20 protein-coding genes are annotated in these 19,569 nt (G+C 67.0%); 11 read left to right on the top strand and 9 right to left on the bottom strand.

What is annotated here, in order from left to right; genetic code table 11:
- Positions 1-8 precede the first annotated feature (8 nt).
- The 3 genes from F7D01_RS05015 (at position 9) to pal (ending at position 2,839) form a co-directional block, all read left to right on the top strand.
- Positions 9-863: a TonB C-terminal domain-containing protein gene (locus F7D01_RS05015; protein WP_215229121.1), complete on the top strand. Its 855-nt coding sequence runs from the start codon at positions 9-11 to the stop codon at positions 861-863.
- On the top strand, positions 821-2,254 hold the full coding sequence (gene tolB / locus F7D01_RS05010) for a Tol-Pal system beta propeller repeat protein TolB (RefSeq protein WP_371819710.1): 1,434 nt from the start codon (positions 821-823) through the stop codon (positions 2,252-2,254). The genes F7D01_RS05015 and tolB overlap by 43 nt, the downstream gene beginning before the upstream one ends.
- A gap of 69 nt (positions 2,255-2,323) precedes the next feature.
- Complete coding sequence (gene pal, locus F7D01_RS05005) at positions 2,324-2,839, top strand: peptidoglycan-associated lipoprotein Pal (protein WP_215229120.1); 516 nt, start codon at positions 2,324-2,326, stop codon at positions 2,837-2,839.
- Positions 2,840-2,893: 54 nt separating this feature from the next.
- Here pal and F7D01_RS15365 read toward each other — a convergent pair whose 3' ends face one another.
- Complete coding sequence (locus F7D01_RS15365) at positions 2,894-3,022, bottom strand: hypothetical protein (RefSeq protein WP_256443720.1); 129 nt, start codon at positions 3,020-3,022, stop codon at positions 2,894-2,896.
- 176 nt (positions 3,023-3,198) lie between these two features.
- Between F7D01_RS15365 and F7D01_RS05000 the strand changes: the two genes are divergently transcribed.
- Both F7D01_RS05000 and F7D01_RS04995 read left to right on the top strand, forming a co-directional pair.
- Positions 3,199-3,732, top strand: coding sequence for a J domain-containing protein (locus F7D01_RS05000; RefSeq protein WP_215229119.1), 534 nt, complete (start codon positions 3,199-3,201; stop codon positions 3,730-3,732).
- A 33-nt stretch (positions 3,733-3,765) separates the two neighbouring features.
- Positions 3,766-4,701 (top strand): PHB depolymerase family esterase, encoded by a 936-nt coding sequence (locus F7D01_RS04995; RefSeq protein WP_215229118.1) that lies wholly within the window; start codon positions 3,766-3,768, stop codon positions 4,699-4,701.
- 301 nt (positions 4,702-5,002) lie between these two features.
- On the opposite strand, the gene F7D01_RS04990 is transcribed toward F7D01_RS04995, so the two are convergent.
- From F7D01_RS04990 to pdeM, 6 genes are all read right to left on the bottom strand, one after another.
- Entirely contained in the window at positions 5,003-6,319 is a 1,317-nt protein-coding gene (locus tag F7D01_RS04990) for a cystathionine gamma-synthase family protein (protein ID WP_215229117.1), read from the bottom strand.
- A gap of 172 nt (positions 6,320-6,491) precedes the next feature.
- Positions 6,492-7,280, bottom strand: coding sequence for a cation diffusion facilitator family transporter (locus F7D01_RS04985; protein ID WP_215229116.1), 789 nt, complete (start codon positions 7,278-7,280; stop codon positions 6,492-6,494).
- Positions 7,181-7,462: a cation diffusion facilitator family transporter gene (locus F7D01_RS15480; RefSeq protein WP_215229115.1), complete on the bottom strand. Its 282-nt coding sequence runs from the start codon at positions 7,460-7,462 to the stop codon at positions 7,181-7,183. The genes F7D01_RS04985 and F7D01_RS15480 overlap by 100 nt, the downstream gene beginning before the upstream one ends.
- Complete coding sequence (locus F7D01_RS04975) at positions 7,459-8,124, bottom strand: hypothetical protein (protein WP_215229114.1); 666 nt, start codon at positions 8,122-8,124, stop codon at positions 7,459-7,461. The genes F7D01_RS15480 and F7D01_RS04975 overlap by 4 nt, the downstream gene beginning before the upstream one ends.
- Before the next feature lie 78 nt (positions 8,125-8,202).
- The gene (infC, locus tag F7D01_RS04970) at positions 8,203-8,721 is read right to left on the bottom strand and encodes a translation initiation factor IF-3 (protein WP_215229672.1); all 519 of its coding nucleotides are present in this window, start codon (positions 8,719-8,721) and stop codon (positions 8,203-8,205) included.
- Positions 8,722-8,835: 114 nt separating this feature from the next.
- Complete coding sequence (gene pdeM, locus F7D01_RS04965; protein WP_215229113.1) at positions 8,836-9,555, bottom strand: ligase-associated DNA damage response endonuclease PdeM; 720 nt, start codon at positions 9,553-9,555, stop codon at positions 8,836-8,838.
- A gap of 57 nt (positions 9,556-9,612) precedes the next feature.
- On the opposite strand from pdeM, the gene hemF reads away from it, so the two are divergent.
- The 6 genes from hemF (at position 9,613) to F7D01_RS04935 (ending at position 16,422) form a co-directional block, all read left to right on the top strand.
- Positions 9,613-10,470 carry an oxygen-dependent coproporphyrinogen oxidase gene (gene hemF, locus F7D01_RS04960; RefSeq protein ID WP_215229671.1) on the top strand — a complete coding sequence of 286 codons (858 nt, stop codon included), beginning with the start codon at positions 9,613-9,615 and terminating at the stop codon, positions 10,468-10,470.
- The gene (locus F7D01_RS04955; protein WP_215229112.1) at positions 10,461-11,702 is read left to right on the top strand and encodes an MFS transporter; all 1,242 of its coding nucleotides are present in this window, start codon (positions 10,461-10,463) and stop codon (positions 11,700-11,702) included. Before hemF ends, F7D01_RS04955 begins: the two co-directional genes overlap by 10 nt.
- Positions 11,703-11,780: 78 nt before the next feature.
- A complete protein-coding gene (locus F7D01_RS04950; RefSeq protein ID WP_215229111.1) occupies positions 11,781-13,688 on the top strand; it encodes a M1 family metallopeptidase in 1,908 nt (635 codons plus the stop codon).
- 23 nt (positions 13,689-13,711) lie between these two features.
- The gene (locus F7D01_RS04945; protein ID WP_215229110.1) at positions 13,712-14,461 is read left to right on the top strand and encodes an energy transducer TonB; all 750 of its coding nucleotides are present in this window, start codon (positions 13,712-13,714) and stop codon (positions 14,459-14,461) included.
- Positions 14,462-14,542: 81 nt separating this feature from the next.
- Positions 14,543-15,571, top strand: coding sequence for a mannose-1-phosphate guanylyltransferase (locus F7D01_RS04940; RefSeq protein WP_215229109.1), 1,029 nt, complete (start codon positions 14,543-14,545; stop codon positions 15,569-15,571).
- Positions 15,568-16,422, top strand: coding sequence for a class I mannose-6-phosphate isomerase (locus F7D01_RS04935; protein ID WP_215229108.1), 855 nt, complete (start codon positions 15,568-15,570; stop codon positions 16,420-16,422). Before F7D01_RS04940 ends, F7D01_RS04935 begins: the two co-directional genes overlap by 4 nt.
- On the opposite strand, the gene F7D01_RS04930 is transcribed toward F7D01_RS04935, so the two are convergent.
- The gene (locus tag F7D01_RS04930) at positions 16,368-18,941 is read right to left on the bottom strand and encodes an HWE histidine kinase domain-containing protein (protein WP_215229107.1); all 2,574 of its coding nucleotides are present in this window, start codon (positions 18,939-18,941) and stop codon (positions 16,368-16,370) included. The genes F7D01_RS04935 and F7D01_RS04930 overlap by 55 nt on opposite strands.
- Positions 18,938-19,501, bottom strand: a complete 564-nt coding sequence (locus F7D01_RS04925; RefSeq protein ID WP_215229106.1) for a biliverdin-producing heme oxygenase — start codon at positions 19,499-19,501, stop codon at positions 18,938-18,940. The genes F7D01_RS04930 and F7D01_RS04925 overlap by 4 nt, the downstream gene beginning before the upstream one ends.
- Positions 19,502-19,569 lie beyond the last annotated feature (68 nt).

Below are 19,569 nucleotides of genomic sequence, written 5' to 3'. Positions count from 1 at the left end.
CCGCAGGGATGGCAGCAACCGCTCTTCGCCGCGACGAGAAGGTCGGCCTCGGCATCGCCCTGGCCCTGCATCTGGCGCTGGTCGCCGTGCTGCTGTTGCAGGACGACGAGCGCCAGCCGATCGAGCAGCCGCAGCGGGTGACGGTCAATCTCGCCAGCGATGTCGGCCTGACCTCCGCCGCGCCGCAGCCGGTGCCCGAAAGCCGCACGGCGGAGGCCCCGGTCCTGTCCGACCTGCCGCCGCCGCCCGCGCTCGAGGCCCCGCTGCCCGAGCCGCTGCCGCAGCCGAGCGCCCAGCCGCAACCGCAGCCCCAGCCGAAACCCCAGCCCAAGCCGCGCTCGCAGCCGACCAGCAAGCCGCAGCCCAAACGCACCAGCACGCCGACGAAACGCACCGAGACCCGGCAGGCGAGCAAGCCCGCACCCAAGACCGCGACCACCACGAAGAAGACCGGCGGCGCGAGCCGCATCGGCAAGGATTTTCTCGACGGTGCCGGTGAAAGCCGCACCTCGCAGGATACGCGCGTCCCCGCGTCGCAGATCGGCGCGAGCGCGCAGGCCTCGCTGGCGCAGGCGATCGCGCGGCAGCTGAAGCCGCACTGGCGACCCGTCGACGGGGCCGATCGGGAAAAGCTCGTCTCCGTCATCAGCTGGCGCATGAACCCGGACGGCTCGCTGGCGGGCAAGCCGCGGCTCGTGCGCCAGAGCGGCATTACCGACGCGAACAAGGCCCAGGCCGCGCGCCATGCCGAAAACGCCATTCGCGCGGTCGAGCTTGCCGCGCCGTTCAATTTGCCCGACGAATACTACAATGGCTGGAAATACGTTTCCGCCTTCAGCTTCGACTGGAAACTCTCGCAATGAAACTCTTGATCCTCCCCCTCCTGGCGCTGTTCGCCGCTCCGCTCGCGGCGCAGGATCTGGGCTCGCCGCCCCCGACCACCGCGCCGGTTGAAACGACCGACGAGGGCGGGCCGCCGGAGGAAGGCGGCCTCACCGGCTCGGTCAGCTTCGAAGGCAATCTCGACGATCTCGGCATCGCCATCCCCGCCTTCGCGGCGCAGCGCGACGTCGCGACGCCCGCCAATGCCAGCGGCACCGCCGCGCTCGGCGTGGAGCTGGCGCGCGTTATCACCGCCGACCTCAAGAACAACGGGCTGTTCAAGCCGAGCGGCCCCGACGCGCTGCCGCGCCCGACCTATCCGCAGATCACCGATCCGGTGTGGGCGACGTGGAGCAATCGCGGGGCGGAGATGCTGGTGCAGGGCTATGTCCGCCCGCGCGCCGACGGGCGGCTGATCGTCGGCTGCTATCTCTACGACATGGCGCTGAAGGACGAGCTCGCGCGGTCGGGGTGGGTCGTCGCGCCTGCCGACTGGCGCCGCGCGGCGCATAAATGCGCCGACCTCGTCTATTCGCGCCTGACCGGGGAAAGCCCGTTCTTCGACAGCCGGATCGCCTATATCGCGGAAACCGGGCCGAAGGATAACCGGACCAAGCGGCTCGCGATCATGGACAGCGACGGGGCGAACCACCGCTTCATCACCACCGGGCGCGCCACCGCGCTGACCCCGCGCTATTCGCCCGATTACCGCGAGCTGCTGTACCTCAGCTATGTCGACGGGCAGCCGCGCATCTACATCTACGATATCGGCACCGGGCAGCAGCATCTGGTGACGCAGAGCAAGAACCCGACCTTCGCCCCGCGGTGGAGCCCGGACGGCAAGTGGGTGCTGTATTCGATGGCGGTCAATGGCAATACCGACATCTACCGCGTCTCGCGCAATGGCGGGCAGAGCGAGCGGCTGACCGATGCGCCGGGGATCGACGTCGGCGGGTCCTATTCGCCCGACGGCAGCCGGATCGTGTTCGAAAGCGACCGTTCGGGCGAGCAGCAGGTCTATCTGATGAACGCCGACGGATCGAACCAGCGCCGCATCACCTTCTTCGGCGGACGCGCGGCGACGCCGGAATGGAGCCCGCGCGGCGACCAGATCGCTTTCACCTACATCCCCGGCGACTTCAACATCGCGGTGATGAGCCCCAACGGCAAGAACCTGCGCAAGCTGACCAATGGCTGGCAGGACGAGGCACCGACCTGGGCACCCAACGGCCGTATCATCCAGTTCTTCCGGACCGAGAGGAACACCGGCCATACCGCGATCTATCAGGTCGATCTGACGGGCGAGAACCTGCGCGAGCTGCCGACCCCGGTCGACGCGTCGGACCCCGCCTGGGGACCGATCCTGCCCTAGGCCGGTTGATGACAGGACTTTCGAGTGGGTCGCACCATTCGTTCAACAAGGGAATATGAGGAAATGCCGATGAACGTTCGTATCGCTACCGCCGCGCTGCTGATCGGCGCCGCTTCGCTCGCCGGGTGCAAATCCAAGGCTCCCGAGACGCTGCCGCCCGCCGGTGGCGCGGTGTCCACCCCGCCGCCCGCGCAGAACACGCAGCCGACCGGCCCCGCCGTGGGCACGCAGGATCACTTCGTGAACGCCGTGCGCGGCCAGAACGTGATCTATTTCGATACCGACAACTATACGATCGACAGCGCCGACGCCGCCGCGCTGCAGACGCAGGCGCAGTACCTCGCCGCCTATCCTAACCTGACGGTCACGATCGAAGGACACGCGGACGAACGCGGCACGCGCGATTACAATATCGCGCTGGGCGAACGGCGCGCCAATGCGGCGAAGAACTATCTCGTCAGCCTGGGCGTCTCGGCCAATCGCATCGGCACCGTCAGCTATGGCGAGGAACGCCCGGTCGCGCTCGGCTCCAGCCCCGATGCGTGGGCCAAGAACCGCCGCGCGGTGACGGTGGTGGTCAACTAGGTCGTAGATCGAGGCGGCGCGCGGCTTCCAGCGGGAAGTCGCGCGCCGTTTCCTTCAGCGTAGCGCCGCGCCCACCGCGAACGTGTCGCTGGCGTCACCCGGTGCCCCAAGGCCGGTGGCAATGGCGAACAGTGCCAGCACCAGCGTGCAGGCAAGGGCGGCAAAGGTGAGTTGCTTGCTCATCGAAATCTCGGATTGGGGGGTGATGGGCCGCATTAGCCGGCGAGAATGAACGAGGCGTTGCGCGTTCCGGCGACCTCTCGCGAAACCGCCTTTCCACCCGCACCGCGCCTTGCATGTGGCGGGCCGATCCCTAGAATCGAAGACGATGCTACCGCTTTCCACCCGATCCGCTTCCCATGGCTAAACCGCGCCGATCCAACGATTGGGGCTTCCCCCGCTGGCGCGGCTATGGCTCCGCGCGCGAGGCGGCGAATGTCCGCATCTGCGACCGCCATGGCTGCGACGAGCCGGGCGACTGTCCCGCGCCCAAATCTCCCAACAGCCCGGAACGATGGTATTTCTGCCAGAAGCATGCCGCCGAATACAATTCGAAGTGGGACTATTTCGAAGGGCTCGACAAGGCGGAGAAGGCCGCCCGGACGAAGTCGGAGCAGGCTGCCAGCGCCGGCTATGCCGAGGCGCAGCATTACGGCTGGAGCGGCAGCGGCGACGGGTCGCGCAGCGCCGACGAGATGCGCGCGCTCGACCTGCTGGGGCTGGAAGCGGACGCAGACTTCGCCACCGTCAAAAAGGCGTGGCGGGAAAAGGCGAAGACCGTCCACCCCGATGTGAAGCCCGGCGATGCCGAGGCGGCGCAGCAATTCCAGGCCTATCAGGTCGCCTACGAAGTGCTGAAACAGGCGGAAGAGCGCCGGGAGTGGAAGGGGTAGCGGATCGCTGCCCCGTCTCGTAACGATGGGGGCATGACGAACCTGAGCGCGAACGCCATTCCCGTATCCCTCAAGACGATCGCGCTCGCCGCGCTAGCCCTGCTGGCGGCGCTCGCAAGCCCGGCCGCCGCAGCGACCTGCCCGCTGGTTCCCGGCGGCGAACGCATGGTGGCACCGGGCGAGGGGATGAAGGCGGCAGGCGTGCACGTTCCTGCCGGACTCGACGAAGCGAAACCCGCGCCGCTCGTCATCCTGCTGCATGGCAGTACGGCGACCGGCGCGCAGATGTTGCGCGATTCGGGCCTGGCCGAGACCGCTGATCGCCATGGTTTCCTGCTCGCCTACCCCGATGCCGGTATCCCCGCCGGAAAAGGCTTCGTGTGGAACATTCCGGGCGTGCCCACCGTCGAAGGGACCATTCCGGGTGAGGGCGACCGGGACGATGTCGCATATCTGACGACGCTGGTCGACCAGCTGGTGGCGGATGGCTGCGTCGACCCCGCGCGGGTCTATGTCACCGGGCTGTCGGGGGGCGGACGGATGACGTCGTGGCTGGGCTGCGTCGCTTCCGATCGCTTCGCCGCGATCGCGCCGGTGGTCGGACTGCGCGCCGGCAACCCGCTGGCGGAGGATCCCACGCGCCCCGATCCCGCGACCTGCCGGCCCGATACGCCGATCGCGGTCGTCGCTTTCGCCGGGGCCGAGGACCGGACCAATCCGATCGCGGGCGGCGGTGGCGGATACTGGCAATATTCCATGCATGCGGCAGAGCAGCGCTGGGCGCAGCTGAACGAATGCAAGGCCGCGCCGACGACGCGCTGGGTTTCGTCCGACGTCTACGAGGAGCGCTACGGTGACTGCCGCGACGATGCCGAGGTGATCGGCCGCGTGGTGGTGGGGAAGGGGCACAGCTGGGTGCCCGACAACGAGGCGCTGTGGGAGCTGCTGTCACGCCACCGGCGGGACTGAGCGCGCCCGTTTTCCTACCGCCGTGTGTGATCCTATGACGGGCGGATGCCCGATCGGTGCCGGAGCCTGCGACAGCCGCCACGATTCACTGCCGGAGCGAGTTGCGGTCCGCTTTGGCCAAAGTTGACCCGGCGAAGCCGGATTTCGCCACCAAGCCACTGTTCGCAAATGCGTTTCGCGGAGCGCGAAGTTTTCCAAAGGCGGGGGTTCGGTGTTCCATCCCGCCTGCAATCGGCGAATGGCGAGCGCTCGGAAACCGGGCGCTGCGCCAGCGGCGCGGCCCGATTTCCGGCGCTGTCGTTCAGACCTTGTCGAGCGCCTGTTCGAAGTCGGCGATCAGGTCGTCCGCATCCTCGATCCCGATGCTTATGCGCACCAGGCTGTCGGTTATGCCGAGCTCCTGCCGCCGCCCGTGGGCGACCGACAGGTGCGTCATGCTGGCGGGGTGGCTGGCGAGCGTCTCGGTGCCGCCCAGGCTCACCGCCAGCTTGGCGACGGTCAGCGCGTCGAGGAAGCGGAAGCATTCCTCCTCCCCGCCCTTCAGGAACAGCGAGAAGGTGGAGCCGGCGCCCAGGCAATGACGGTCGTAGATGTCCTTCTGCCGCTCGTCGGTCAGATGGCCGAGATAGCCCAGCCCGTCGACCTTGGGGTGGTCTTTCAGGAAGGCGCAAACCTTGGCCGCGTTCTCGCCCGCACGGCTCATGCGCAGCTCGACCGTCTCCAGGCTGCGCAGCAGCATCCAAGCGGTGTTGGGATCGGCGATGCCGCCCATCGTGTTGCGCAGGGACCGGACCGGGTCCATCCACTTCTTGTCGCCCGCAATGCTGCCCGCGACCAGATCGGAGTGCCCGCCGACATATTTGGTCAGCGAATAGGCCACGATATCGGCGCCATGATCCAGCGGTCGCTGCCACAATGGGCCGAGGAAGGTGTTGTCGATGGCGATGGGGCAGGACCAGTCCAATGCCTCGTCGCGCGCCGCCTTGACCGCCTCGATATCGACCAGTGCGTTGGTCGGGTTGCCCGGGCTTTCGAGGTAGATCATCGCGACCTTGCCGCCCTGATCGCTCGCCATGCCCTTCGCCTTCGCCAGCACCTCGTCCAGTTCCTCGCGGCTGGCCCCGGCGGGGAAGGGGACGTAGGTGACGCCGAACTTCGACAGCACCTTCGCGACGAAGCCTTCGCTGGCGGCGTAGAGCGGGCCGGAATGGACGATCACGTCGTTCTGCCCGCAATAGGCCATCATCAGCACGCAGATCGCGGTCATCCCGCTGGAAAAGCACAGCGCGTCCTCGGCCCCGTCCCAGATCGCCAGGCGATCTTCCAGGATTTCCTGGTTCGGCCCGTTGAAGCGCGAATAGACCAGGCCCTCGGCCCCGCCCTCGCGAATGCCGGTGATGCCTTCGAAATGCCGCTTGCCCGCCGCCGCGCTTTCGAAGGCGAATGTGCTGGTGAGGAAGATCGGCGCCTTCAGCGACCCTTCCGAAAGGGACGGGTCGTAGCCGTGGCCCATCATCAGGGTGCTCGGCTTCAGCTGGCGTCCGGCCAGCTTCTCGATCTCGGGCTTCGGCTTGCGGCGGGGGGTGGGCTGGTCGATGGAGTCGACGGCGTCGGTCATGGGTCTAAACCTTCCTTTGCGTGTCTGCTCCTAGGAAGGCAGGAGCCGGGCGATGCGTTCCGGGGCCGCCCGTTCCTAACCTCCGCAGGAACGCCTCTCCACCGGGCACAATCTGGTTACATGTGCAATTATGCGCTGCCGCGACCGGACGCAACCGTGGCCAGCCGTCCGATCACGCCGGCTGCTGCTGTGGCTGGGGCTGATGCAGCGTGTCGCCCTCGTCCAGCGGGTGCACATAGGCGCGGGTGATGAAATCGTTGCGCTCGATCATCTTCTTCTCGATTCGCCCGACCAGCTTTTCAAGCTCTCCGGTCGGCATCGCATCGTCGAAATCGACCGTCACCACGCAGAACACCTGTTCTGGGCCGAGATGGACGGTGAAGACATCGGAAACCGCGATCACCCCCGTTTCCGCCTCCACCTCCCGGCGGATCGCGCGGGCCAGCTTCGGGTCCGCGCTTTCCCCGATCAGCAGGTCCTTCGCTTCGCGCAGCAGCACCACGGCGACCGTGGCGAGCAGGCCCGCAATGCCAAGCGATGCGACCCCGTCCCACACCGGATTGTCGGTCAGCAGCTCCAGTCCGATGCCTGCCGCAGCCAGCACCACGCCGGTGACGGCGGCGGAGTCTTCGAGCAGCACGACCAGCGAAGTGGTGTCCTTCGTCTGCCGGATGCCCTCGAGGACCGACAGGTCGCCGCGATGCTTGTTGAACGCCTTCCACGCGGTCAGCCACGACCACCCTTCGAGGAGAAAGGCGATACCCAGCACGGCGAAGGCGATCAGCGGCGACTCGGTCGGATGCGGGTTGATCAGCGTATGAATGCCTTCATAGGCCGATACGCCCGCGCCGAGCGCGAAGATCAGACCGCCACGACGAAGGCCCAGAAATACAGCTCCCGTGCGTAGCCCATCGGGTGCAGTTCGTCGGGCGGTTTCTTCGCCCGCTTCTCCCCCACCCACATGAAGACCTGGTTCAGCGTATCGACCGTGGAGTGGATGCCCTCGGTCATCATGGCTGCGGACCCGGTGATGATCGCGGCGGTGAACTTGGCCACCGCGATGCCCAGATTGGCGATGAAGGCGCGCAGGATGACGGTGTTGGATTCGCCTTCGCCGCCTTCCCCGGACTTCGCGCCGCTCATCCGACGGGCTTCAGATCGACCTGCGCGACATGCCAGTTGAGTTGATAGGGGGTGGCGCCCGGCACGTCGTTGACGCGCCGCAGGGCGATGGTGCCGTTGATCTTGCGGCCGGTGCTACCGCTCACTGTTGCCGGGACGCTGTAATAGGAAGAGCCCGCCGCCCCCTCCATCCGGCCCGTGGGAGCCTCGACCGAAATCCTGCCCATCCCGTCGAACAGCGCGCGGAAATCGGCCTCGCTATGCTGTTGGCGATAGCCCGGTTCGGTGAGGGCGTAGGCGACGCGGAAATCCTTCATCTCGATCGCGCGGAGGAAGCCGAGCAGCACGTTGCGCGCGCCTTTCTCGCCCTTCTGCGCATCTGTGGTCAGCGGCGCGGGCATCAGCTGGTGCGGATCGTCCACCGCCGGATCTCCATTCGCGGTGGTCGCGGTCGGCATGGGCGCAGGTGGGGTATTTGCAGGTGTCGCGGGGGCCGAATCGGTTGGTGTCGGCGTGGGGAGGGCCGAGGACGGCGAAACCTGGTCCTCGGCGACCGCGCCGGTTGCGGTCGCTTCGCTCGATGGCTCGGGGTTCTCGGCGGGCGGGGCCGGCTCGCAGGCGGACAGGGCGAGACCGATGGCGAGGGAGCCGATCGCGGCTCGCACGGGGAGGTTGAAGCGCATGCGAATGCAAAGCGGGGAACCCCGTCAGGGTTCCCCGGCCATGCATCCATATGTCTGGAACATGCGGCGCGCCGCGCCTTATTTCGGGGCCAGCACCATCAGCATCTGGCGCCCTTCGAGGCGGGGGAAGGATTCGACCTTGGCGATCTCCTCCGTATCGTCGCGCACGCGGTTGAGCAGATTGATGCCCAGTTCCTGGTGCGCCATCTCGCGCCCGCGGAAGCGCAGCGTGCACTTCACCTTGTCGCCGTTCTCGATGAACTTGACCACGTTGCGCATCTTCACGTCGTAATCGTGCGTGTCGATGTTGGGCCGCATCTTGACCTCTTTGATGTCCTGGGTCTTCTGCGTCTTGCGCGCCAGATTGGCCTTCTTCTGCGCTTCGTAGCGGTGCTTGCCGACATCGAGGAACTTGCACACCGGCGGGTCCGCATTGGGGGACACCTCGACCAGGTTCAGGCCCTTCTCCTGGGCCTGCTCGATCGCTTCGCGGGTGTACATGACGCCGAGGTTCTCGCCCTCGTCATCGATGACGCGGACCTTGGGCGACTGGATGAAATTGTCGTAGCGAGGGCCGCTCTTGACCGGCGGCTGCAGGGAACGACGGGGTGGACGGGCTATGGGGCACTCTCCTGAAATGGCGAATTGAACAGCTTTCTATTTAAGGTGTCCAACGCCGAATCGCAAAGGGGTTCCCGCGAATAGCTGCGATTACGCCGCGCGACTGTCCCCCGCCTGCCACAAGGGGATGGTCACGGCGCGGTCGCGCGCGGGCACCACCGCCTCGATCCGGTGGGCCGGACGCAGGGCGCGCAGCACCGCCGGATCGGCGGCCGACATGCCGCCGGTGAAGGTGCCGAAGGCGGGCAGGACCATGCGGTCGGCCCCGTCCGCCCCGCGCCCGATCACCGCGCAGGGCCGATTGATCCGCCGCCCGTGGATGCGCATCTGCAGCTTGGGATGGAAATGCCCCGACAGCTCCGGCCCCACCGCGCCGGCATGCGCCTCGTGCCGCAAGGCCACGCCGCCCAGCTCCATTTCCGCCGCCAGCGCGCCGCCGCAGCGTGCCTCCGCCACGAAGCCGTCCTTGCCGACATCGTGGTTGCCGGTGATCCAGATCCATTCGACCCGCGCGGTCAGCTCTTCCAGCATGGCGCATGCCCCCTCCTCCAGCCGCGTGGCGCCGTCGGGATCGTGGAAGTTGTCGCCCAGCGTGATGACCCGCCCCGCGCCGGTCGCCTCGATCTGCTCCGCCACGCGGCTCAATGTCTCGCGGCTGTCGTAGGGCGGCAGGAACTGCCCGGTGCGGGCGAAAAAGCTCGCCTTCTCGAGGTGCAGGTCGGCCACGAACAGCGTGCCCATGCGCGGCCAGAACAGCGCACCGGCGCGCGTCAGCGCCATTTCCTCACCTGCGAACGAAAGGGGAACCATGCCGCCCACTTGCCGCAATCGGAATCCGGTGGCAAGCCCCCGGCCATGAGCGAGAGCATGACCGACTGGAGCCCGTACACACAGCGCGCGCGCGACTGGTTCGAAGCCTTGCGCGACGATATCTGCGCGCAGTTCGAGGCGATCGAGCGGGAGGCGGGATCGGACGCAGCCTTCGAATACACCCCCTGGCAGCGCGAGGAGGAGGGGAACGAGGACCCCGGCGGCGGCACGCGCGGCGTGATGAAGGGCAAGGTGTTCGAGAAGGTCGGCGTCAACGTTTCCACCGTGCACGGCACTTTCGCGCCGGAATTCGCGAAGACCATGAACGGCGTCGATCCCGACGATCCCTCCTTCACCGCCACCGGCATCAGCCTCGTCGCGCACATGGCCAATCCGCATGTTCCCGCGGTGCACATGAACACCCGGTTCCTGACTACGGGCAAGGCGTGGTTCGGCGGCGGGGCGGACCTCAATCCGCCGCTTCCCTACGAAGAGGATACAGCGGAGTTCCACGCCGCCTTCCGCGCCGCCTGTTCGAAGCACAATCCGACCTATTACGACCGCTTCTCCAAATGGGCGGACGAGTATTTCTTCATTCCGCACCGCGGCGTCCATCGCGGGGTCGGCGGCATCTTCTACGACCACCTCGAATGCGCGGACGAAGCGGCGTGGGAACGCAATTTTGCGCTGACGCAGGACGTGGGCCGCGCTTTCCTGGAAGTGTTTCCCAAACTTGTCCGCCGCCGGATGGACCAGACGTGGACGGACGACGACAAGCGCACCCAGCTGGAATGGCGCGGGCGCTACGCCGAATTCAACCTGGTCTACGATCGCGGCACGCTGTTCGGCCTGAAGACCGGCGGCAATATCGACGCCATCCTGATGAGCCTGCCGCCGGAAGCGGTGTGGAGCTGACCGGCGCGCTGCGCGCCAATGGACGGTTTCTCGCCGACAATGCCCGCTGGCTGAGCGCGGGCATGCTGCTGACGCTGTTTTCCAGCTTCGGCCAGACCTTCTTCATCGGGCTGTCGGGGGCGGACATCCAGCGCGAGTTCTCGCTGACGCCGGGCGAGTTCGGCGGCCTCTACATGGTGGCGACGCTGCTGAGCGCGGCGAGCCTGCCGTGGATGGGGCGGCTGCTCGACCTCATGCCGGGGTGGAAGGTCGCGCGTTTCTGCCTGCCGCTGCTCGCGATTGCCTGCCTGGTGCTGGTCACGGCGCCGCATGTCGCGGTGCTGGTGCTGGCGATCTATCTGCTGCGGCTGTTCGGGCAGGGCATGATGACGGAGATCGCCTTTACCGAGCTCGGCCGCTGGTTCGTCGCCAATCGCGGACGGGCCATGGCGCTGGCGGCGATGGGGTTGCAGGCCGGGATGGCCTTCATGCCCGTGCTGTTCGTCGCCGTGTCGGGTATGGGCACCTGGCGGACCGCATGGATCGCGGCGGCGGGGGCGATCGTGGTCCTCGGCTGGCCGGCCATCACGCTGCTGATGCGGCGCGAACGCGTGGCGAGCGGGGCGGAGGCCGACCAGGGGAAGCAGGGGCTGGCCCGCGACTGGACCCGGGCGGAGGTGATCCGCGATCCGGTGCTCTATCTGCTGCTGGCGGGCACGCTCGCGCCGCCCTTCATCGGAACCATCGTCTATTTCCACCTCGGCTATCTCATCGAGCTGCGCGGATACGATCCGCTCGCCTTTGCGCTCGCCTTCCCGATCGCGTCGATCACCACGGTGCTGTTCGCGCTCGTCTGCGGTTTCCTGATCGACCGGTTCGGTGCGCTGCGCCTGCTGCCGCTCTATCTCCTGCCGCTGGCCGCCGCCTCGCTGGCGGTCGGGCTGGTGGAGCCGGTCTGGGGCATTTACCTGTTCATGTTCCTGCTCGGCATCAGCAACGGTTTCACCCAGACGCTGATCGGCGCGCTGTGGCCGGAGGTCTATGGCCTTGCCAATCTGGGCGGCATTCGTGCGATCACGGTGGCCGCGATGGTGGTGTCGACCGCGATCGGGCCGGGGCTGACCGGGCTGCTGATCGATTGGGGCGTCCCGCTGCCGCACCAGATGATCTGGATGGCGGCATGGTGCCTGGCGGCGTCTTTCGGGCTCGCCGTCGCCTCGCGCGCGGTGCGGCGGAGAGAGAGCCACGCTTGACGCGGCATTCATGGCTGCGGCAGGCAGCGATGGTATAGCCTGAAATCAAATCGTTTTCGACAATCCGGAGTTTCGCCCATGCGCCGTATCGCCATCCCCCTTTCCATCCTGATGGCGACGACCGCCTGTTCCACCATGCAATCCGGGGAACCGGGCATGCGGGGCGCGACTTCGGCAAATGGAATGATCTCGCCGATCCTCACTAGTGCCGACGCTGTCGACAGCTCCACCTATGCGCAGCCGCAAAAGGCGCGCGTGACGCATGTCGCGCTCGACCTCGATCTCGATTTTGCGGACAAGCGCGTCGGAGGCACCGCGACGCTGGACGTGAAGGCGGCGCCGGGCGTCGACACGATCATCCTCGACGATCGCGGTCTGAAGATCGCTTCGATCACCGACGAGGCCGGGCAGCCGTTGTCCTACACCGTGGGCGATCCGCAGGGCGACAAGGGCGCGCCGCTGGCGATCGTCTTCGGCGACGCGAGGAAGATCCGCATCGCCTACACCGCGCCTGCCGAGGCGGAGGCGCTGCAATGGCTGGCCCCGGAGCAGACCGCGGGCGGCGAATATCCCTTCCTGTTCAGCCAGGGGCAGGCGATCCTCAACCGCAGCTGGATCCCGACGCAGGACAGCCCCGGCATCCGCCAGACCTGGGAAGCGCGCATCACCGCGCCCAATCCGCTGGACGTGGTGATGAGCGGGGTGCGGCAGGGCGAGCCGGAGGACGTCGGCAACGGCCGCCGTGCTTTCCGCTTCGTGATGGACAAGCCGGTGCCGCCCTACCTTATCTCGCTGGCGGCGGGCGACATCGATTTCGCGGCGACCGGCCCGCGCACCGGCGTATGGGCTGAACCTTCGGTACTGCCCGCTGCGGCGCAGGAAGTGGGTGATACCGAACAATTGGTGGAGGCGGCGGAGAAGCTCTACGGCCCCTATCGCTGGGGCCGCTACGACATGATCGTGCTGCCGCCCTCCTTCCCCTATGGCGGGATGGAAAACCCGGTGATGACCTTCCTCACACCCACCTTCATCGCCGGGGACCGGTCGAACAACGGCCTCGTCGCGCACGAGCTGGCGCATAGCTGGTCGGGCAATCTCGTCACCAATGCCGTCTGGGAAGACAGCTGGCTGAACGAAGGCGTCACCTCCTATTTCGAGAACCGCATCGTGGAGGCGGTGTACGGCAAGAAGCGTGCCGAGCAGGAGGCCGCGCTCGCCTTCGCGGGGATCGAGGACACGCTGGCCGAAGTGGGCATGGATGCGCCGGGCACCGCGCTGCACCACGAGCCGGGCGCGGACGAGCTGGGCAGCGCCATCACCTACGACAAGGGGCATTATTTCCTGCGCACGGTGGAAAGCATCGTCGGGCGCGAGCGGTTTGATGCCTGGCTGCGCCAGTGGTTCGACAACCACGCCTTCCAGCCCGCGACCAGCCAGATGTTCTACGACGACATGATGGCGAACCTCGTCCGCTCGCCGGAAGAGGCGCAGCGGCTGAAGCTGCACGAGTGGATTTTCGAACCCGGCCTGCCGAGCAACGTCGCGCGGCCCGACCCGGCCGCTTTCGCGGAAGTCGATGCGGCGGTGCGGGCCTATGCCGATGGCGGAACCCTGCCCGCCGGCTATGGCGCGTGGACCAGTGCCGAGCGAATGCGGTTCCTCGACAACATTCCCAAGCAGCGCAGCGCGGAGCAGCTCGCCCGGCTGGACAGCGCGCTGGGCCTGTCGAAATCCGGCAACAACGAGATCCTGTTCCTGTGGCTGGAGCTGGCGCTGGCCAATCGTTACCAGCCCGCGGTGCCGCAGGCGGAGAGGTTCCTTTCCACGGTGGGCCGGGCGAAGTTCGTGCGCCCGCTGTTCGCAACGCTGATGGGCGAGGGCGATTGGGGCCAGCCGATCGCGAAACGCATCTATGCGAAGACCCGCGGCAGTTACCACTCGGTCACCCGCGGGGCGGTCGACGCGATCGTGCGCGGCAAATCCTGAGCGGATAGCGAGAGGCGCGGCCCATGGCCTCCGACAGCGGCTTTGCCAGCAAGCGCAAGCGCCCGAGCGTGCCGATCCTGATCGTGATCGCGCTGCTCCATGTCGCCGCGTTCTACGGGCTGATGAAGGCGCTCGCGCCGGATGTGGCGGCCAATGTCGAAAACAGCGTGCTCTCCTCCTTCAGTGTGACCGTAACCGCGCCCACACCGACGCCCACGCCCAGCGAGACCCCGCCATCGCCGGAGCCCGAGCCGGACGAGGGCGCACAGGGCGATCCGGGGCGCGACGCGGTGCCGCAGCCCCGCACCGCGCCTTCGCCGAAGATTCGCCTGAAGGAAGACCCGCCCCAGCCCCGCGTCAGCTCGACGGGGACGCAGGACAGCGCGGGCGCGGCCGAAAGCGGCAGCGGCACCGGCGCGGCGGGCAGTGGCGACGGCCTCGGCTCGGGCCGCGGCGGGGACGGGCGCGGCGGGATGGTAGCGACGAAACCGGTGAAGATTGCAGGCGATATCCGTTCCGCGCGCGACTACCCCGCGCCGGAGGGCGGGCGGGAGTCCCGCTTCGGCCAGTCGGTCACCATCGTGATGACCGTGGGCGTGGACGGGCGCGCCTCCGACTGCCGCGTGGTCAATCCCAGCAACGATCCGGCAGCGGACCGGATCACCTGCGAACTGGCCGTCAGTCGCTTCCGTTTCAAACCCGCGCGCGACCAGAACGGCGATCCGGTGGCCGCGCCCTATGGCTGGCGGCAGACATTTTTCGCCAAGCCTTAAAGCGGTGCTTTTCGGCGGCGTTTTACGACTAGCGCCACAGCCCCCAAGGCATGCTAGGGCAGGAGCGAGCAAGAGGACGTCGTGACAGAGCAGCCGAGAATTCACCCCGTGATCCTGTGCGGCGGAGGCGGCACCCGGCTGTGGCCGCGCAGCCGCGCGGACCGGCCCAAGCCCTTCCTGCCGCTGACGGGCGAGCGGACGTTGTTTCAGCAGGCGCTGGGGCGCTGCTCGGGCGAGGGGTTCGCCGCGCCGATCGTGGTGGCGGGCACCGCACATGTGCCGCTGGTGCGCGAGCAGGCGGGTGATGTGCATATCATCGCCGAACCGGCGGGGCGCAACACCGCCCCGGCCATCGCGCTGGCCGCTCTCTCCCTGCCGGCCGATGCGGTCATGCTGGTGTGCCCCAGCGACCATCACATCGCGGACGAGGATGCGTTCCGGCGCGCCGCCTTCGCCGCTGCCGCGCTGGCGGCGGACGGCTGGCTGGTCAGTTTCGGCATCACCCCCGATCGCCCCGAAACGGGTTACGGCTATCTGCGCCATGGCGAGCCGCTCGGTCCCAGCGCTATGGCGATCGCGAGGTTCGTGGAGAAACCCGACGCGGCCACCGCACGGCAGTTCCTCGAAGACGGCGGCTACAGCTGGAACGGGGGCATCTTCGCCCTGCGCGCGGGAACATATCTCGACGAGCTCGCTCGCCATCGTCCCGCGTTGGCGGACCAGGCGCGCGCGGCCTTCGATCGGGGGAGGGAAGCGGATGGCGTCTTCCGCCCGGATGCCGCCGCCTTCACCGCGATCGAGGGCGAATCGATCGATTACGCCGTCATGGAAAATGCCGATCGCGTGGCGATGGTGCCGGTCGCGATGGGCTGGTCCGATATCGGCAGCTGGCAGGCGCTGCGCGACGTGCGCGTGGCCGATGGCGGCGCCTGTCAGGCGAAGCACCAGCGGATCGATTGCTCCGGCGTGATGATCGAGAGCGACGGTCCGCGCGTCTCCGTCGTCGGCCTGGACGATGTGATCGTGGTCGTGGACGGGGACGAGGTCTTGGTTACTCGGGCTTCCGCTTCGCAGTCGGTGGGCAAGCTGGCCGGGGCCGCCGGCAAATGACGCGGCTGCTCGAAACGCGCGAGGTGGAGAAGATATGGGGGCGCACCGCGCTGCCCGAGCCTTTCGCTGCCGAACGGGACGAGCCGATCGGAGAAATCTGGTTCGAACCGCCCCCGGAATTGCCCGAGCTGCTCGTCAAATACCTGTTCACGGGAGAAAATCTTTCGGTGCAGGTCCATCCCTCCGACGACAATGCCCCGGAAGGGGCAAGCGGGAAGGAGGAATGCTGGCTGATCCTCGATGCCGCGCCCGGCGCGAAGCTGGCGATCGGCCTCGAACGCGAAACCGCGCCGGAGGACTTGGCGCAGGCCGCGCGGGACGGATCGATCGAGGGGCTGTTGCACTGGCACGAAGTGGCCGCGGGGGATTTCTTCTACCTGCCCGCCGGAACCATCCATGCCATCGGCAGCGGCATTACGCTGGCCGAAATCCAGCAGAATTGCGACATCACCTATCGCCTTTACGATTACGGGCGCCCTCGGGAGCTTCAGCTCGACGACGCCATCAGGGTGGCCCGGTCCGGCCCCTACGATACCGATCGGTATGCGAAGCGATTGAACGGAAAGGCGATGCGCCTGGTCGCGGGCCCCCATTTCCGCCTCGAATTTTTCCAGGGGTCTCCGGGTGCGAACGCGTGGAATCCCGAGCAGGACGGCGGCGGGCCGGGTGCCCTGCTGCTGCCTCTCGACGGTTCCTATCGGGCGGGTACCAGCATGGTGAGCGCCGGCGAATGCGCACTGGTCGCGGCGGGTGACCCGGTCACCGCCGCGACGACGGACGCCCGGGGGATGCTGGCCTACCCGCTGCGAGCGTCGCTGGCGAACAGCGAAGCGACCTCTTCCTTGCCATAGGGTTTCTGCAGGATACCCATCGCCCCCAGATCGGCGAACTTGTCGTTCATGTCGCCATAGCCGGTGGCGAGGGCGAAGGGGATGTTCCGCTCGCTCAGCTCCTGCGCCACCGGATCGCTCGATTCCTGGCCCAGATTGTAATCGAGCACGGCGAAATCCGGCGCGTCTTCCTGCAACGCCTTGATCGCCCGCGCGACGCTGGACGCGGTGGTCACCTTCTTGACGCCGAGGCCGCGCAGAATGTCTTCCGTATCGAGGGCGATGATCATGTTGTCCTCGACCAACAGGACGTGGGTCGGGATTGCGTTCACCGAAGCGTCCACTTCGGCGCGGGTGGTTTTTACTTCATCCATTGCGTCTTCGCTTTGCATGTCCTGACTTCCGGAAACATAGCGGGCCGGGATCAAAAACCGGGCCCGCAGGCCGGTCAGGTCGAAATTCACCTCCGCCTCGCCATCCAGCTCGTATGGCAGCGACCGTTCGATGATGGTGCTGCCGAAGCCGCGACGCTTGGGCGCCTGCACCGGCGGTCCGCCCCGCTCCCGCCAGGTGATCGTCAGATCGCCGCTCTCCGCCCTCTCCAGCCCGACCATCAACCGGCCCGTGCTGTCGCTGAGCGAACCGTATTTGGCCGAATTGGTCATCATTTCGTGCAGCACCAGCGCCAGAACCGTATAGGCTTCGGGCGATACCAGGCAGTCACGTCCCTCCACGGTGATCCGGTCGGCCTTGCCGCCGCTATAGGCGTCTGCCTCGTTCTCGATCAGCGCCTTGACCGAGGCGGGCGACCAGTTCTGCTTGGTCACGTTGTCGTGCGCCGCCGCCAGCGCGCCGATCCGGCCGCCGATGATCTCCGCATAGGATGCCGCGTCGCCCGCCTCGTGCCGGGTCTGGTTCACCAGCCCGCGGATCAGGTTCAGGATATTGCGCACCCGATGATTGAGCTCGGCGATCAGCAATTCCTGCTGCTCGGCGTGCCGCTTGCGCTCCTGCACTGCCTCGTCGGTCAGGCGCAGGATCACCTCGAGAAGGGTGACGCGCAGCATTTCGGCAACTTCGCATTCGTCCTCCGTCCACGGAGCCGACTTGCCGGTAACCGTTTCCTGCCACGTCTCGAAGCTCTTGCGCGGCGTCAGGCGCGCGCCGTTGGGCCCCAGTTCCACCGGCTTTTCGGGATTGCCCGCCCAGTTAACCGTCTGTGCCAGGGGTGCGCGCCAGAGGATGAAATAGTCGCGCGGGCGGCGCGATACCGGAATGACCAGGGCACCCACGGCACGTTGCTCGAAAGCGCGGGCGGCCTCGATCCGGTCGCCCATCTGATCGGTCGCGAAGATCGCGCCGGTTTCTCCGGAATTGAGCGCCGGCAGCAATTTGCGGAACTCCCCCTCGGTCGGGGTCTTGCCGCGCGAAACGTAGCGCTCGTCCACGAACACGCTCGCGCCGTCGTGGGGAATGGCATCGCCGATGATATTCGCGACGTTCGACAGATTGTCGATCAGCGATGCGCCGCCGGCGAGGCGCGTCATCAGCCGGTCGTGCAGCTTGCGGCCGACATCGCGGCGATCGCTGCGTTCCTGGTTCAGCGCGCGGTCGAGCACCAGCGAGAAGAGCTGCGAGAACAGTTCCGCCGTCGTGCGCTGCGAGAAGACCAGGTTCTTGGGCGCATAGTGGTGGCAGGCGAACAGCCCCCACAGCTTGCCGCGCACGATGATCGAGATCGAGAGGGAGGCGCGCACGCCCATGTTCTTGAGATACTCGATATGGATCGGCGAAACCGCGCGCAACGTGGACAGGCTCAGGTCCAGCGGCTTGCCGTTGATGGACAGCTCCGGCTCGATCGGAACAGGCTTGTCCGCGATATCCGCGATGATCCGGAACCGGTTGCGCACATAGAGCTCGCGTGCCTGCGCCGGGATGTCCGTCCGCGGGTAGCGCAGGCCGAGGAACCCGTCGATCTCCCGCTCGCGCGCTTCCGCGATCACCTCTCCGCTGCCATCCGGATGGAAGCGATAGACCATGACCCGGTCGAATCCGAGCAGGGCGTGCAGCTGTTCCGCCGCGTATTCGCACATCGGCCCGACTTCGGTAATCGTATTGAGCCGCCGCATCATCGGGCGAATGGAGGCTATGCTATCGGCGTGGAGCAGCCCGTCGTGCCGCTCTATCTCTATGACCAGGTCCTGGCCCGATCGGTGGATGGCGCAATCGAACAGGCGCTCGTCGCCCAGCAGGTCGATCCCGAACAGCCGCTCCACCTCGTCTTCGTGGCGCAGATCCTCGACCACGGAGCGGATCATCTCGATCGCTTCCGGGGAAAAGACCTCACGCAGCTTGGACCCGGTTTCGAGGGGGACTTCGAGGCCCAGGAACTCCTGCAGATTCGCGGACCGGCGCGAGACCATTCCATCGCCATTCACGGCAACCAGTGCCCCGAACGGCTGGATATAACCGAGCTGATGGATCGGTTCGCGGTCGCAGGTTGTCAGATCGACATTGGTCAAGAGGCCGGTTTCACTCATTGCGCGCCATTTGGCAGATAAGCAGCCGCGATGGCAGAAAAATGTGCGAAGGTCCGGTGCGCCGATCGTATCGCCCCATCGGCGGTATCCGCGTAATCGTCGATCCGCGGTCGGAAGTCGTGCCAGAACGCCGCCATGTCGGCATTGCCGAGAAAGGCCGTGGGGAGATCCCCGGCGCCCGATTTCTTCAGATCGGCCAGCATGGCCCGGTTGCCCAGCGAGGAACCGGCGAGAACCCAGGCGACGCCCAGCGCGTCCGAATCCTTGGGCTGATCGAAGCGGGGCTGCTCGAGCGGAAGCGGTTCGCCCATCGCCGCGAGGTCCGTCGCGATGGCGGGGCACTGCGGCGGGGGAACGAGATCGGACGGGGCATGGCGCGTGAGCCACGCTTCCACACCGATGCGCGCCGCGTACTGAATGCGCAGGAACAGGGCATAATCGCGCCTGTTCGTCAGCTTCAGCTGCGCCATCGCATCGTCGAGCTGCCGATGCGCGTCACCGGTGGCGTCGCGCAGGCGCGTCCGAAGGGAGGAGGAGGGGGCGGGAGTGTCGGGCATCATAATAGCGGCCCGCAATCGCTTACGGGCCAATTGTCACTAATGCGTGTAAGCCGCGTCCGTTCCAGTCG

This window comes from Erythrobacter sp. 3-20A1M (assembly GCF_018636735.1).
Classification (GTDB): domain Bacteria; phylum Pseudomonadota; class Alphaproteobacteria; order Sphingomonadales; family Sphingomonadaceae; genus Alteriqipengyuania.
Note: the sequence above shows the minus strand (reverse complement) of the source record. Positions and strands in the feature narration are given on the sequence as shown.

What these genes read in the sequence shown, in the direction of transcription:
- F7D01_RS05015 (WP_215229121.1), top strand. Translation starts at nt 9, where the DNA reads ATGGCAGCAACCGCTCTTCGCCGCGACGAGAAGGTCGGCCTCGGCATC.
- pal (WP_215229120.1), top strand. Translation starts at nt 2,324, where the DNA reads ATGAACGTTCGTATCGCTACCGCCGCGCTGCTGATCGGCGCCGCTTCG.
- F7D01_RS15365 (WP_256443720.1), bottom strand. Translation starts at nt 3,022, where the DNA reads ATGAGCAAGCAACTCACCTTTGCCGCCCTTGCCTGCACGCTGGTGCTG.
- F7D01_RS05000 (WP_215229119.1), top strand. Translation starts at nt 3,199, where the DNA reads ATGGCTAAACCGCGCCGATCCAACGATTGGGGCTTCCCCCGCTGGCGC.
- F7D01_RS04995 (WP_215229118.1), top strand. Translation starts at nt 3,766, where the DNA reads ATGACGAACCTGAGCGCGAACGCCATTCCCGTATCCCTCAAGACGATC.
- F7D01_RS04990 (WP_215229117.1), bottom strand. Translation starts at nt 6,319, where the DNA reads ATGACCGACGCCGTCGACTCCATCGACCAGCCCACCCCCCGCCGCAAG.
- F7D01_RS15480 (WP_215229115.1), bottom strand. Translation starts at nt 7,462, where the DNA reads ATGAGCGGCGCGAAGTCCGGGGAAGGCGGCGAAGGCGAATCCAACACC.
- F7D01_RS04975 (WP_215229114.1), bottom strand. Translation starts at nt 8,124, where the DNA reads ATGCGCTTCAACCTCCCCGTGCGAGCCGCGATCGGCTCCCTCGCCATC.
- pdeM (WP_215229113.1), bottom strand. Translation starts at nt 9,555, where the DNA reads ATGGTTCCCCTTTCGTTCGCAGGTGAGGAAATGGCGCTGACGCGCGCC.
- hemF (WP_215229671.1), top strand. Translation starts at nt 9,613, where the DNA reads ATGACCGACTGGAGCCCGTACACACAGCGCGCGCGCGACTGGTTCGAA.
- F7D01_RS04950 (WP_215229111.1), top strand. Translation starts at nt 11,781, where the DNA reads ATGCGCCGTATCGCCATCCCCCTTTCCATCCTGATGGCGACGACCGCC.
- F7D01_RS04945 (WP_215229110.1), top strand. Translation starts at nt 13,712, where the DNA reads ATGGCCTCCGACAGCGGCTTTGCCAGCAAGCGCAAGCGCCCGAGCGTG.
- F7D01_RS04935 (WP_215229108.1), top strand. Translation starts at nt 15,568, where the DNA reads ATGACGCGGCTGCTCGAAACGCGCGAGGTGGAGAAGATATGGGGGCGC.
- F7D01_RS04930 (WP_215229107.1), bottom strand. Translation starts at nt 18,941, where the DNA reads ATGAGTGAAACCGGCCTCTTGACCAATGTCGATCTGACAACCTGCGAC.
- F7D01_RS04925 (WP_215229106.1), bottom strand. Translation starts at nt 19,501, where the DNA reads ATGATGCCCGACACTCCCGCCCCCTCCTCCTCCCTTCGGACGCGCCTG.